This window comes from Pyxidicoccus xibeiensis, assembly GCF_024198175.1.
In the GTDB taxonomy this organism is placed as follows: Bacteria; Myxococcota; Myxococcia; order Myxococcales; family Myxococcaceae; genus Myxococcus; species Myxococcus xibeiensis.
Map to the genome: position 1 here is coordinate 29,512 of NZ_JAJVKV010000008.1, position 13,994 is coordinate 43,505.

Annotated in this window: 7 protein-coding genes; 4 read left to right on the forward strand and 3 right to left on the reverse strand. The window is 70.3% G+C overall.

Features of this window, described 5'->3' with window-relative positions; genetic code table 11:
• Position 1 precedes the first annotated feature (1 nt).
• Positions 2-724, reverse strand: coding sequence for a hypothetical protein (locus tag LXT23_RS31365; protein WP_253984047.1), 723 nt, complete (start codon positions 722-724; stop codon positions 2-4).
• Between the two features lie 131 nt (positions 725-855).
• Here LXT23_RS31365 and uvrA point away from each other — a divergent pair, with 131 nt between their 5' ends.
• Positions 856-3,405 carry an excinuclease ABC subunit UvrA gene (gene uvrA, locus LXT23_RS31370; RefSeq protein ID WP_253984048.1) on the forward strand — a complete coding sequence of 850 codons (2,550 nt, stop codon included), beginning with the start codon at positions 856-858 and terminating at the stop codon, positions 3,403-3,405.
• Between the two features lie 46 nt (positions 3,406-3,451).
• Here the strand turns inward: uvrA and LXT23_RS31375 are convergent, their stop codons facing one another.
• The gene (locus LXT23_RS31375) at positions 3,452-4,921 is read right to left on the reverse strand and encodes a ricin-type beta-trefoil lectin domain protein (protein ID WP_253984049.1); all 1,470 of its coding nucleotides are present in this window, start codon (positions 4,919-4,921) and stop codon (positions 3,452-3,454) included.
• Between the two features lie 202 nt (positions 4,922-5,123).
• Here LXT23_RS31375 and trxA point away from each other — a divergent pair, with 202 nt between their 5' ends.
• Positions 5,124-7,433 carry a thioredoxin gene (trxA, locus tag LXT23_RS31380; RefSeq protein WP_253984050.1) on the forward strand — a complete coding sequence of 770 codons (2,310 nt, stop codon included), beginning with the start codon at positions 5,124-5,126 and terminating at the stop codon, positions 7,431-7,433.
• Between the two features lie 3 nt (positions 7,434-7,436).
• Positions 7,437-8,675, forward strand: coding sequence for an FHA domain-containing protein (locus tag LXT23_RS31385; protein ID WP_253984051.1), 1,239 nt, complete (start codon positions 7,437-7,439; stop codon positions 8,673-8,675).
• A gap of 3 nt (positions 8,676-8,678) precedes the next feature.
• Here LXT23_RS31385 and LXT23_RS31390 read toward each other — a convergent pair whose 3' ends face one another.
• Complete coding sequence (locus LXT23_RS31390) at positions 8,679-9,668, reverse strand: fatty acid desaturase family protein (protein ID WP_253984052.1); 990 nt, start codon at positions 9,666-9,668, stop codon at positions 8,679-8,681.
• Positions 9,669-10,201: 533 nt separating this feature from the next.
• On the opposite strand from LXT23_RS31390, the gene LXT23_RS31395 reads away from it, so the two are divergent.
• Positions 10,202-13,936, forward strand: coding sequence for a Calx-beta domain-containing protein (locus LXT23_RS31395; protein ID WP_253984053.1), 3,735 nt, complete (start codon positions 10,202-10,204; stop codon positions 13,934-13,936).
• Positions 13,937-13,994 lie beyond the last annotated feature (58 nt).

The window sequence follows — 13,994 nt, forward strand, 5'->3', positions numbered from 1 at the left end:
CTCAGGACCTCGGCTTCACCCCCAGGCCCCAGAGCAGCAGCGCTGCCAGGGCCGCGGGGACTCCCGCGAACAGGGGGCCCGTGAGTGAAGCCGGGCCTCCGTCGAGGAGGCGAGGCACATTCACCAGGAAGAGGGGCACGCTCGTTCCTGCCAGGAGCAGCATGGCCCGCAGGTCCTCGGTGCCCGGCGCGGGCGAGAGGACCAGCTTCACGGCTCGCCAGAGCGTCGCGACTCCGTGGAGTCCCCACACCAGGTTGTCGACCGGCGGCGGGACGGGCACCTCGGCGAAGATGCGAAACGTCGTCGGCCCGAGGATGGCCAGCAGCGTCGAGGTGACACCGCCGAACGCCGTGAAGATGGCCGCGAGCGGAACCATCCAGTGCGGCGGGCGCCACTGCCGGGCTTGAGCGAAGGCCAGGTCCTCGGGGGACACCTGCCGTGACTCGGGCACGTCGAGCGCGAGCAGCGCCTTCACCGCGAGCGCGCGGCACGAGTGCCCCCTCGGGTCGCGCACCGTCGCCAGCGCCCCGGACTCCAGCAGCCCCAGCAGCACTCCCCCCAGCTCCGGAGGCCCTCCTCGCTCCGCCACGCCGCGCAGCCGCGCGCTCAGCGCCTCCACGTCGAGCGTGGCCTCGCCCCGCTGTGCGAGGAGCGCCTGCTCGGCGAGCCCGCGCAGCGTCGCCACCTCCATGGCCCCGACATCCGACAGCCCTTGCTCACTCATGGCGCCATCCTAGGCGAAGCAGGCGGGCACGCCTGCCTGCTCTCGGGCCCCCTGGTCCCCCGCTGCCTCCGGTATCACCCTCAAGAGGGACCTCGGGAAGACCCCCTTCCCGACCTTCCTGGGTGGTGTGAATGCGTCGACCCCGCGGTGAGGACCTTCCGGTGCCTTCCGGCCCATCACGGACGGGGTTCGTCCGGGTCCATGGGGCTCGCGAGCACAACCTGAAGAACCTGGACGTGGAGCTGCCTCGCGACGCCCTGGTCGTCTTCACGGGCGTCTCCGGCTCAGGCAAGTCGTCGCTGGCCTTCGGGACGCTCTACGCGGAGGCGCAGCGCCGGTACTTCGAGTCCGTGTCGCCGTATGCCCGCCGGCTCATCGACCAGGCAGGCATCCCGGAGGTCGACGCCATCGACGGGCTCCCCCCGGCGGTGGCCCTCCAGCAGCAGCGCGGCGCACCCACCACGCGCTCCTCCGTGGGCAGTGTCACCACCATCTCCAACTCCCTGCGGCTGCTGTACTCGCGCGCGGGAACCTATCCGCCCGGGCAGCCGCACCTCGACTCCGATGCGTTCTCGCCCAACACCCCCGCGGGAGCCTGTCCCCACTGCCACGGCCTGGGCCGCGTGTACGAGGCCACCGAGCGCTCCATGGTGCCGGATGACTCGCTGACCATCCGCGAGCGGGCCATCGCCGCGTGGCCACCCGCGTGGCACGGGCAGAACCTGCGCGACATCCTGGTGTCGCTCGGCTACGACGTGGACCGCCCCTGGAGGGAGCTTCCCAAGAAGGACCGGGACTGGATTCTCTTCACGGACGAGCAGCCCACGGTCCCCGTCTACGCGGGCTTCACCCCGGCGGAGACGCGGCGCGCGCTCAAGCGCAAGGAGCCGCCCAGCTACATGGGCACCTTCACCGGCGCCCGGCGCTACGTGCTGCAGACCTTCGCCACCACGCAGAGCGCGCTGATGAAGAAGCGCGTGTCGCGGTACATGGTGAGCAGCGCGTGCTCCGTCTGTGAGGGCAAGCGGCTGCGCCGCGAGTCCCTGTCCGTCACCTTCGCGACCCTGGACATCTCCGAGCTGTCCCGGCTGCCGCTGAAGCGCGTCGCCGACATCCTCCGGCCCACCGTGGACGGGACGGCCCCCGGCCTGGCGCGGCTGAAGCGGGAGCATCCCGAGAAGGCGCTGGTCGCCCAGCGGATTGCCAAGGACGTGATGGCACGCATCCAGGTGGTGATGGACCTGGGGCTGGGCTACCTGTCGCTCGAGCGCAGCACGCCGACGCTCTCACCCGGGGAGCTTCAGCGGCTGCGGCTGGCCACCCAGGTGCGCTCCAACCTGTTCGGCGTGGTGTACGTGCTCGACGAGCCTTCCGCCGGGCTGCATCCCGCGGACACCGAGTCGCTGCTGCGGGCGCTCGACCAGCTCAAGGCCTCGGGGAACTCGCTGTTCGTGGTGGAGCACGAGGTGGACGTCATCCGCCACGCGGACTGGGTCGTCGACGTGGGCCCCGCGGCGGGAGAGCAGGGCGGGCGCATCCTCTACAGCGGTCCGCTGGAGGGCCTGGAGAAGGTGGAGGCGTCCCGGACGCGGCGCTACCTCTTCGGTGCCCAGGCCCCACGCCGCCGCGCGCCCCGCGCGCCCAGGGGCTGGCTTCGCCTGGAGGGCGTCACCCGCAACAACCTGCATGACCTCGCCGTGGACTTTCCGCTGGGCGTCTTCACCACGGTGACGGGGGTCTCCGGCTCCGGGAAGTCGAGCCTGGTGAGCCAGGTGCTGGTGGAACTGGTCTCCGAGCACCTCGGCCATGAGGTGCCCGCGGACGAGGAGGAGGGCGAGGAGCTGGAGCGCACCGTCGTGCTCACCACGGGCGGGCGGATTGTCGGCGGCATGGAGGGGCTCAAGCGACTGGTGCGGGTGGACCAGAAGCCCATCGGCCGCACGCCCCGGTCCAACCTGGCGACGTACACGGGCCTGTTCGACCACGTGCGCAAGCTCTTCGCCGCGACACCCGCCGCGCGCGCCCGGAAGTACGACGTGGGGCGCTTCTCGTTCAACGTGGCCAAGGGCCGCTGCGAGACGTGCGAGGGCGAGGGCTTCGTCAGCGTGGAGCTGCTCTTCATGCCCAGCGTCTATGCGCCCTGTCCCACGTGTCACGGCGCCCGCTACAACGCGAAGACGCTCGAAATCCAGTACCGGGGCAAGAACATCGCCGAGGTGCTGGGGATGACGGTGGACGCGGCCCATGACTTCTTCGCGGACGAGCCCCACGTGCACCGGGCGCTCGGCGTGCTGCGCGAGGTGGGCCTGGGCTACCTGCGCCTGGGGCAGCCCGCCACGGAGCTGTCCGGCGGCGAGGCCCAGCGCATCAAGCTGGCCACGGAGCTGCAGCGCGTGCAGCGCGGCACCACGCTCTACGTCCTGGACGAGCCCACCACGGGCCTGCACCCGTCCGACGTGGACAAGCTGATGTCGCAGCTCGACGGGCTGGTGGAGGCGGGCAACACCGTCATCCTCGTCGAGCACGACATGCGCGTCATCGCCGAGAGCGATTGGGTCATCGACATCGGCCCGGGCGCGGGGGAGGAGGGCGGCCGGGTGGTGGCGATGGGGACACCCGAAGAAGTCGCCCGCTCGACCAAGAGCCGCACCGCGCCGTTCCTCGCGCAGGTGGTGGGCTGAAACAGCCCGCGGGCCCGGGAGGACGTCCCCGGGCCCGCCGTCATGCTCAGAAGTAGTAGTCCCACTCCTGCGCGGTGCCACCGTTGCAGGTCGTGGCCACCAGCGGCACGCCGTTGGCGTCGGAGCCACCCTGGCGCGTCAGGCAGAGCGAGCGGTCATTGCCGTAGCGGACCGGGCCCGTCAGGTTCCACTTCTGGTTCATCGACGTGTTGCAGGTGAAGGTCTGCACGAAGCTGCCGTTGGTGGGCATGCCCGAGCCATTCAGGTACTGGCTGTCGCTGGGGCCGTACACGTCCAGGCACAGCCCGCCGTTCTGGATCTGCTGGTTGGCGAAGCTGAAGGTCTCCGTCGTGGAGCCCGCCAGGCAGTCCCAGAGGACCAGCCGGCTGTTGACGACGCGCGCGCACTTGTTGCTGGCGAGCCCGCCGTAGCGCAGCTGCCCGTTGCCGGACAGCGACCAGCGCTGGTTGGCACCGCCGAGCGCGCCGCACTCCCACATCTGGATGGGCGTGCCGTTGGCCGTGTTGCCCGCCTGCAGGTCCAGGCACATGCCACCGAAGCCGCGGACATACGTGTTCTCGAACACCCAGTCGTCGTCCGAGTGGCAGGCTTCAATCTGCACGCCGCTGCCGGAGGTCGCCGTCACCGGCGCCATGCAGAGGTTGCCGCTGGCGCCCGCCAGGTGGAGGTAGCGCTCGTCACCCGCGGACACGACCTGCTTCCACTCCTGGTCGTCGTACGCCTCGTCGCAGTCCCACAGGAAGGCCGCGTCCCCGGCGCCCACCGCGTAGTGCGAGGCCGCGCAGTTGCCACGCGGCGACACCAGGCTGCCCTGGATGCGCCGGCCGTAGGAGCGCTGGATGCTCGACACGTCGTTGGGGGACAGCGTCGCGTTCGGGTCGCAGTAGCTCATCACCGAGTCGCGGTCATAGCCGCCGTAGTACTGGGGGTTGTTGTTGGGCCAGCTCTGCTTCGCGCAGTTGCCGGCGCCCGTGGCGCCACCCTGGTAATCCGGCCGCTCCTCCTCGTGGTAGAAGCCGAGCGCGTGCCCCAGCTCGTGGATGGCCACCTGGGTGTTGTGCGTGTTCACCAGCTGGATGCCGTTGTTGACGCCGTTCAGGTTCTTTCCGCCGGGAGCGCAGGACGCGGGGTAGCACCCACACGCCGGGTCGCTCGCGGAGGTGCAGATGCGCAGGTGGAGCCCCGCCTCACCCGAGGTACAGGTGTCCCACTGGTTGAAGTTGATGCGCGCATAGCGCCCCCACGCCGCCTCGATGGCCGCGCGCCGATCCTCGCGCCAGGTGGCCGTCGCCGCGCCCGGGTTCTCCCAGCACACGTTGATGTCCACGCGGGCCGTGCCCGCGCCGGCCCAGTAGTAGTCCTTGTTGCCATAGAGCTCCTGGGAGACCTCCCCCTCCGGCGAAAGGGTGTCCTCCTCCACCAGGGCCTCCGGTCCACAGGCGGTCATCGACAGCAGCGAGAGCAGGGCGAATCCAGGAACGAGTCGTCTCGACATGGTGAAGCCTCCAGGGCGCGCTTCGTGGCGCGCTGAACGCCCCATCAACGGCGCCGCCGGGAAATCTTCCCGGAACCCTGTTCGTGGAGGGCCTTCTCTCGGAGTTCGAGACTTCGAGGGGTGTGCCCCACACAGGTCGTTGAGGCTGGAATGCAGGAGGGGCTTCCACTAAATCGCTCGCGTCGGCTTCAGAGGAGCAACCTTGAGCGAGCACACGGTCGAATTGACGGCTGAAACCTTCGAGCAGGCGACCGGCAAGCCCGGGGTGGTCCTGGTGGATTTCTGGGCGGAGTGGTGCGGTCCCTGCCGCGCCTTTGCCCCTGTGTACGACGCCGTCGCCTCCACGAACCCGGACGTCATCTTCGGGAAGGTGGACACCGAGGCGCAGCAGGAGCTGGCGGGCCAGTTCGACGTCCAGTCGATTCCCACGCTCGTCGCCTTCAAGGACGGCATCGTCGTGCACCGCTCCAGCGGCGCGCTGCCCCGGGCCCGGCTGGAGTCGCTGGTCCAGTCGCTGAGGAAGATTGACGCCGCGGCCGCGAGCCGGGCCGAAGAGAACAAGAAGCTGACGGAGCAGGGCGTCCCCCCGCCGGGTGTCCACCCCAAGGCCGGCTGGGAGGAGGACGACCAGGAGTGGTGCCACGGCGGCCACGACGAGGCCGGTGAGAAGCACGGCCCCTGGAAGTACTGGCGCGCGGACGGCACCCTCTGCAACGAGTGCGTCTTCGAGCACGGCAAGCCGCACGGCCCCTTCAAGCGCTTCCACGAGAACGGCGAGGTGTCCCAGGACGGGCAGTTCGTGAACGGGCAGCTGCACGGGCCCCGGACCTGGTACGCCACCGACTCCCTCACCACCGAGCGGATGCACGAGAACGGCATCTCGGACAAGGTGCGCAAGACGGTCATGGTGCATGACCATGGCCGGGTGGTGGGCGTGGAGCACTTCGACGGCGAGGGCCGCCGCGTGGCCCCCGGCACCGGCGAGCCGTACCCCGACCGTCCACCCGGAGTGCCCCCGGAGGCCGAGCTGCGGGAGGACGCGGACCAGTGGGCCCTGGTGAACCTGGACGCCGCGGGCGAGCGGCACGGGCTGACCCGGTTCTGGCTGCGCAACGGGGACCTGCTCTGGGAGGCCGAGTACGTCCATGGCTCCCGCACCGGGCGCTACCGCTCGCTGGCGGAGGACGAGTACGCGGACCCGCGCGTCGTGTTCGACGAGGGGCAGTGCGAGGACGACCAGGCGTGTGGCGTGTGGTCGCTGCTCGACCGGCAGCGCAAGGTGGTCCTGACACGGGACCTGGGCGTTGTGCAGGGGGAGGAGGAGCTGCGCCGCTCACCCGTCTTCACCAACCTGCCGAGGACGGCGGCCGAGTGGCGGCAGCTCGCCGACGAGCGGGGCGCGGAGAAGAAGTACCGGGAGGCCGTGCTGGCCCAGGCGCGCGCGGCGGCGTGTGACCAGCAGGTGGCTCCGCTGCGGGAGCTGCTGGCCTGGGTGACGCTCCCGCGCAACCCGGAGAACGCCGAGCAGGTCGCGGGGCAGACGCTGCAGGGGGCGGGGCAGGCCTGGGCGCCCATGGCGGACACGCTGCTGCGCGGCGGCGACGCGGGCATGCTGCTGCGAGGGTACGCGGTGCTGCTGGACCAGTCGGACCGGCCCCGCGCGGCGCTCGACTTCCTCAACGCGGCGCTGCTGCTCGAGCCGGGCCGCACGGCGTACCTGTTCACGCGTGGCCTCATCCTGCTGAACCTGGGGCTGGACGAGCATGCGCTGAAGGATGCCGAGGCGCTGGCCACCGTGGAGCCGAAGACCGCCGGGTTCCTCGCGACGTACACGCGCTGCCTCTTCCCCCGGTTCGACTTCTGGCCGGCGAACGAGAAGCCCCACTCCACCTATGACGGCCTGCCCGAAGCCCCTGCCCAGGAGCTGACGGCCATCCACCGCATCGTGCAGAAGTACGCCACGCGGCTGCACCTGGTGCGCTCGGCGCTCCTGAAGCGCTTCAAGCCTGGCGCGGCCCTGGCGTGGATGCCGCCGGACGTGTCCTCCCTGCTCCCTGGCGGACCCGTGGAGCTGTCCGCGGAGGAGCTCGAGAGCGAGGACGAGGAGACCGTCTCCATCGACGAGACGCTCTCCGTCGACGCGCTGGGGCTGCCGGACCTCGTCCGCGTCGCTCGTGCCGACTGGAACGCGCTCACCTGGCTGCTGTGGTCCTGTGGGGAGCGGAGCGTGGTGATGCCCAGGGCCGTGGCGCCTCCCAAGGACTTCGGCCATGCCGCGGGCATGGCCAGCCAGCGACTCTGGCGAAGCCGGGACCGCCGGGTGACGGGCGGCCGGGGAGCGAAGATGTCCAACTCGCCGGGCTTCGTGTTCGAGGGCGTGGACATCGACGAGCTGCACCCCAACCTGGTGGGCATCGCCGAGCAGCACTACGCGGAGATGCAGGCGATGTTCCATTGGCTGATTGACGCGTCCAACGTGTCGCCGTGGCAGGACAACCTGAGGGGGAGCTGAGCGATGAACCGCACTTCTCGGACGGTAGCAATCGCGGATCCGCTGTGGACCGCCCTGGAGACGATGAGCCGTGAGATGGGCGTGGAGCGGGATGTCCTGGTCAACCAGGCCATCTTCTCGCTCGCGCGCCAGTTCGGCTTCATCCACCCCACGCCGGTCAGCCTCCTGGAGGGGGCGCCGGTATCCGCCGCCGCACCCGTGGCTCCGGTGCGTGTGGCTCCCGCGCTGTTGGAGGACAGTCCACGAGCGGCAGTGGCGGAACCGCCGCGCGCCATCGCCGCGCAGGCCGCGCCGGCGGTGGTGCCCGTGGAAGTCCGGTCCGGAGCCGCTGCGGTGGCTTCGGCCGGCGCGGAGGTCCGCCGGTCCGGAGCCGATGCGGTGGCTTCCGTTGGCCCGGAGGCTGGAGCGGCGGCTTCAGTCGGCGCGGCGGCTGGAGCGGCGGTGGCTTCGGTCAACGCGGAGGTTCGCCGGTCCGGAGCCGAGGCGGCGGCTTCAGTCGGCGCGGCGGCTGGAGCGGTGGAGGCCCGGTCTGGACCGGAGGTCGCGCAGCCGGAGGTGCCCGCCCAGGAGGATCCGGAAGTGCTGCGCCGCGGTGTGGCGGCCCGCATCCAGGAGCTCGTCGAGGACGTAGACCGGCTGGTACAGCCCGTGGAGGAGCGGCTCGACGAGGACTCGGAAGAAGAGGAGGCCGCTGACGACGAGTCGGAAGAAGAGGAGTCGGCTGACGACGACGCTGACGCCGCCGAAGATGAGGCGTCGGACAGCGCGGGCGCTGATGACGATGCCTCGAATCAGGATGCAGCAGCCGAGCAGGCTGACGCCAATGCAGACGACGAGGAGGACGAAGCCTCCACCGGCGAGGAGGCCCTGGCCGCCCTTGGAGATGAAGCGCCAGCAGAGGTGGCCGAGCCGCCCGTCCCGGCGAAGCGGGACAGCACCATCATCGTCCCTGCGGTCCCCGACCTTCCGCTCCACGTCCAGCTCGACGAGGGCGAGCCGGTGCTGGTCGCGCGTGAGCGGTTCATCATCGGGCGTGGGCCGCACTGTGACCTGGTGGTGCGGTCGGCACGCGTCTCGCGCGAGCACGTCGCCGTGGTGCGCGAGGGCGCGGAGTTCTTCATCGAGGACCTCCGCTCGTCCAATGGAACCTGGTTCCAGGAGGCGCGCATCACCCGCCGCAACATCTCGGATGGTGACGAGTACCTGCTCGGCGGCATCCGGGTGACCTTCACCCTGCGGTGACGCTCAGGCTCCGGAGTAGGGGACCATCCGTCCCTGCTCCGGGTCCCACAGGTTCTGACGCAGGCACGCGAGCACGTCCGGAAGCCGCAGCCTCGTGACATGCGGGTGCTGCAGCTCCGGGAGCGCGGCCATGGCCTCAGGCAGCCGGTAGAAGGGGATGCGCGGGTTCAGGTGGTGGACGTGGTGGTATCCGATGTTGCCGGTGAACCACGCCATCACCGGCCCGCAGGCCAGGTAGCTCGACGCTTCCAGCGCCGCGCCCGCATGCGTCCACTGCTCGTCCCGGCGAATCTCCACGTCGGGGAAGTTGTGCTGCGAATAGAAGAGGTAGACGCCCAGGGCGTAGCCCACGACGAGGGGCCCCAGGAACGCGGTGAGGTAGATGCCTGGCCCGAAGAAGCTCCAGACGGCCACCGACAGCGCGACGTGCAGCAGCACCGCGACCCCGGAGGTCCAGTACCGGCGCGGGTCCTGGAGGAACGGAACCACGCACAGGCCCAGCAGGAACGCGGTGACGTAGCCGAACAGGAACGTCACCGGGTGGCGCTCGACGACGTACGCGAGGCGCTGCCAGCGTGAGGCCTTGCGCCAGGTGTCGGTGGTCCACGTGGTGAAGGTGCCCGCGGCGGAGGCGGCGATGCGCGCGGTGTTGGCGTGGTGGTGGTTGTGCGTGTCGTTCCAGATGCGCGCGGGCGTGAGCAGCAGCATGCCCTGGACCTGGAAGAGCAGCCGCGTGACGCGCGAGCCTGGCAGCAGCGCCCCGTGCATGTAGTCGTGGTACAGGATGAAGGAGCGCACGAGCACGAGCGCCTCCAGGAACGTGCCCACGACTCTCAGGGGCCACCAGGGTGCGGCGGCGGCGATGGCGACCGCGACGACCAGCGCGCCGAGTGTCGCCGCGATGTTCCAGCCCGTCCGCGCCACGTCCTGCGCGGCGAAGGGGCGGGTCCGGGCGAGCAGGTCCTTGTCGGCGTTGGGGTGGGTCCGTTCCATGGATGCCAGGCTCCGAGGTGGCGAGTCACGACGCTTCACCTCGTGCTTGTGGCATGCCCATGTCACGGGCTCGTCATCCGGAGGGACGTCAGCGGTCCCCTCGAAAGTGGGCGGGCGGGCGCTTGCTCGGCATGTATCGCCGCGTCACTCGAAGCCTCCCGGGAAGTTGGTGGGCCAATCATGAGTCTCGACTGACCGTGGACCCGTGCCCCCACCTCGATGGGGAGCAAGGACCCCATCCGGCCGCGTCTTCGCGCGCCAGGCGAGGCGCTCTCCTCCGTGCGGGCCACGAGACGTTGCTGGCTCGGGGCTTGCCTGTGCGCGCGCCACCATTCATCTCGGCGAGACCCTGGCTGGAGCGCACGGCACGGCGTGGATGGCATTTCTCGTCTTCAAAGAGCTCGTAGTTCATGAATTGGAGCAAGTGCTTGTCACCACGAAATCATCTTCGGGCGTTACTCGTCGGCGGGTTGGTCGTCGCGGGGGGAACGTCTTCCTGGGCGCAGTCGGCCAGTGAGCCAGGAGCCACCGGCATGAAGCCGCTGACGACCCGGGAGGTCGAGCTGCTTCGTTCGCAGGGCAATGAGGTCCGTCAGGTGCGGCCGAACCGCATCGCGCTGGAGCGCATGAACGCGCTGAGGCGTGCGAGGGGAGAGCGGGAGCTGGCGATGTCCACCGCCGCGGCGGTGGGCGAGGAGGTCGTCGGCCCGGGCCTGCGCGCACCGTCGTCCGAGCTCGCCTCGTTCTCCGTGCTGCCGTCGCATGTCGACAACAGCGTCCTGGACTCCTTCCCGCCCATCCGCAGCCAGGGGTCGATTGGCTCCTGCGTCGCGTGGGCCACGACGTACTACCAGCTCAGCCACACCGTCGCGCTCCAGTACGGCTGGGACGCGAAGCACGGCACCGACAACACGCGGCTGTTCTCTCCGAAGTGGAGCTACAACTTCATCAACAATGGCGTGGACGCGGGGAGCTACATCTCCAGCGCCTACAACCTGCTCGAGCGCCATGGCGCGACGACGTGGGCGACCATCCCCTACGACTCCAACTACACGTCCTGGCCGGTGGACCCGGCGGTGTGGCGCGGCGCCCTCCCGTTCCGGACGAACCCGGTCCAGTACGTCACCCAGGTGGGCACTCCGGAGGGCATGCAGCGGGTGAAGGAGCTGCTGGCCAATGGCTACGTCCTCGTCTACGGGACGTACATCAACTCGTGGCAGAGCATGGCCATCAAGAACGACCCGTCCACGCCGGAGGATGACGCGTTCGCGGGGAAGGCGGTCGCCTACTGGCAGAACGGCTTCAACGGCTCCCATGCGATGACCATCGTCGGGTACGACGACACGGTCTGGGCCGACATCAACAAGAACAACGTGGTGGACCCTGGAGAGAAGGGCGCGCTGCGTATCGCCAACTCGTGGGGCACGGGCTGGAACGAAGGGGGCTTCACCTGGCTGGCCTACGACGCGCTGCGCTCGGTGTCGGCCGTCACCGGAGGCCCGAGCACGGGCCGTGTGCCGGCCTTCCAGGCCAACCTCGTCTACCACCTCACCGTGCGCCCCAACTACACGCCGAAGCTCGTGGCGGAAGTGAAGGTGAGCCACCTGCGCCGCAACCAGCTCTCGCTCGCCCTGGGAATCTCCGAGGTAGGGTTCGGCATGCCGGCGGCGACGTTCCAGGACGCAGTGGCCTGGGGCGGCGAGGGCGGCGGGTTCCTGCTGGGAGAGGGCGAGCAGGACGGGGGCCGTGGTGACTCGACGGGCGAGCAGGACGCGGGGCAGGGTGGAGGGAGCGACGCGGGGACGGGCGGAGGGCGTGACGCGGGGGTGGACCCGACGGTCTGGAGCTTGACGGCCATCGGGTACACCGGTGGGCCGAGGGCCTTCAATGGCTCCACCCAGACGGCCGTGGATGCCACGTTCGTGCTCGACTTCACGGACCTGCTGCCCGCCGTGCTGGCGGAGAAGCGCTTCCTCGTGCGGATGACGGACACCGTGGTGGGAGACCCCGCCGTGCTGAGGTCGTTCCGCATCGTGGATGTCGCGAAGGGGGACCTCGCCATCGCCAGCCTGGATGCGCCGCTCACCGTGGATGGCGCGACAGGCCACGCCCATGTCGACTACACCCTGGTGAACCGTCCCCCCGTCATCACCAGCGCGACTCCCGCGGGCCGGGTCAAGCTGGGGCCGGCGGGCTCGGTGCAGCTGGCGGTCCTGGCGACGGACGCCGAGGGGCAGCCGCTGTCCTACGCGTGGAGCGTGGATGGCGCGCCTGTCGGGGGCAATGCCTCCTCGTTCACCTATGCGCCGGCGGTGGTGGGGACGCACTCGGTGCGGGTCGCCGTGTCGGACGGTGTCGGGGGCGTGGCGCTCCAGCACTGGAACGTGGCCCTTAACTCGCGGCCGCTCGCGAACAGCCCGAGCGCCACGCTGACCGAAGACTTTTCCAAGGCGTTCGCGCTCACCGCCTTCGACGCCGATGGGGACGCGCTGACGTGGACGGTGGTGGACCCGCCCGCGCACGGCACGCTCTCGGGTGCGCTGCCGAGCCCGCTCTACCGGCCGGAGGCGAACTACGCCGGGACGGACAGCTTCACGTTCCAGGCGCATGACGGCATGGAGAGCTCGCCGCTGGCCGTCGCCACGATGACCATGACGCCCGTGAACGACGTGCCGACGGTGCGTATCGTCTCTCCGGCCCACGGCTCGAGCTTCGCCGCTCCCGCGACGGTGAGCTTCGAGGTGGCGGCGTCCGACGTGGAGGGCCCCGTTGCGCGCGTCGAGCTGTACCAGGGCGCCACGAAGCTGGGCGAGGACAGCGCGGCGCCCTTCACGTTCCAGCTCGACGGGCTGGTGGCCGCGACCTACGTCATCTCCGCGAAGGCGTACGACGCCAGCGGCGCCGTCAGCACGGCGTCGTCCATCTATGTCTACGTCCACTCGCCCACGGTGAGCGTCGCTGCCTCGGACGCGACGGGCGCCGAGCCGGGAACGGACACCGGCCGCTTCACGATTTCCCGTTCGGGCGGTGTGGCCGGCCAGGTGCTGACGGTGGGGTATGTCCTCACGGGGACGGCCACCTCCGGCGCCGACTTCACCCCGCTCTCGGGCTCGGTGACGATGGCGGCGGGTGTGAACGCCGTGAGCGTCGACGTCCGGCCCGTGGATGACGCGGCCGTGGAGGGCAGGGAGACGGTGGTGCTGACCGTCACGCCGGACCCGACCTACAAGCTGGGAAGCACGGCGAGTGGGACGGTGACGCTGCTGGACAACGAGCAGCCGGTGGTGACGGTGACGGCGTCGGACTCCCTCGGCGCCGAGCCGGGCACCGACACGGTGCGGTTCTCGGTGGCCCGGACCGGGCCGACGACCTCGGCGCTCACCGTCGGGTACGCCCTGTCCGGAACGGCGGCGGGGACGGACTACGTCGCGCTGCCGGGCATGGTGACGATTCCGGCCGGCTCGGCCTCCGCGAACGTGGTGCTCACCGCGGTGGATGACGCCCTCGTCGAGGGCAAGGAGACCATCATCCTGACGCTGCTGGAGGACGCGACGTATCAGGTGCACACCAGCGCCTCGGCGACCGCGTCGCTGCTGGACGACGAGCAGCCCGTGGTCACCGTCACGGCGAGTGACGCGGAAGCCGCCGAGCCCTCGAACCCGGGGGCGTTCACGGTGACCCGCACCGGACCGACGCAGGCGCCGCTCACGGTGGTGTTCGCGGTGAGCGGGAGCGCGTCAGTCACGAGCGACTACCAGGCCCTCGGGACCACGGTGGTCATCCCGGCGGGGGCGGCCTCGGCGGTGCTGGAGGTGCGGCCCACCGATGATGTGCTCGTGGAGGCCAAGGAGGGCATCACCGTCACGCTGGCGGCGGATGCCGCGTACCAGCTCGCCACGAGCACCTCGGCCGCGGTGAATCTCTTCGACGACGAGAAGCCGGAGCTGCGCATCACCGCGACGGATTCCGCCGCGGGCGAGGCCAATGCCAACGGCGGCCTCTTCTCGGTGACGGCCATCCCCGCGCCGAAGGCGGACCTCTCCATCTCCTTCACGGTGACGGGGACCGCCACCCAGGGCACTGACTATGGGGCGCTCACCGCGCCGCTGACCGTTCCGGCCGGGGCCACGTCGGTGGGGCTGTCCGTGTCGCCCATCGACGATGCGGTGAAGGAGGGGAGCGAGACGGTCGTGGTGACGCTCACGGCGACTGCTGGCTACACGGTGGGAACGTCGGGCGCGACGGTGTCGGTCGCGGACAACGACTGACGGACTTGCGTCCACGGTGCTCCTGCCTCGGAGCTGAAGTGCCGGGGCAGGAGCACGC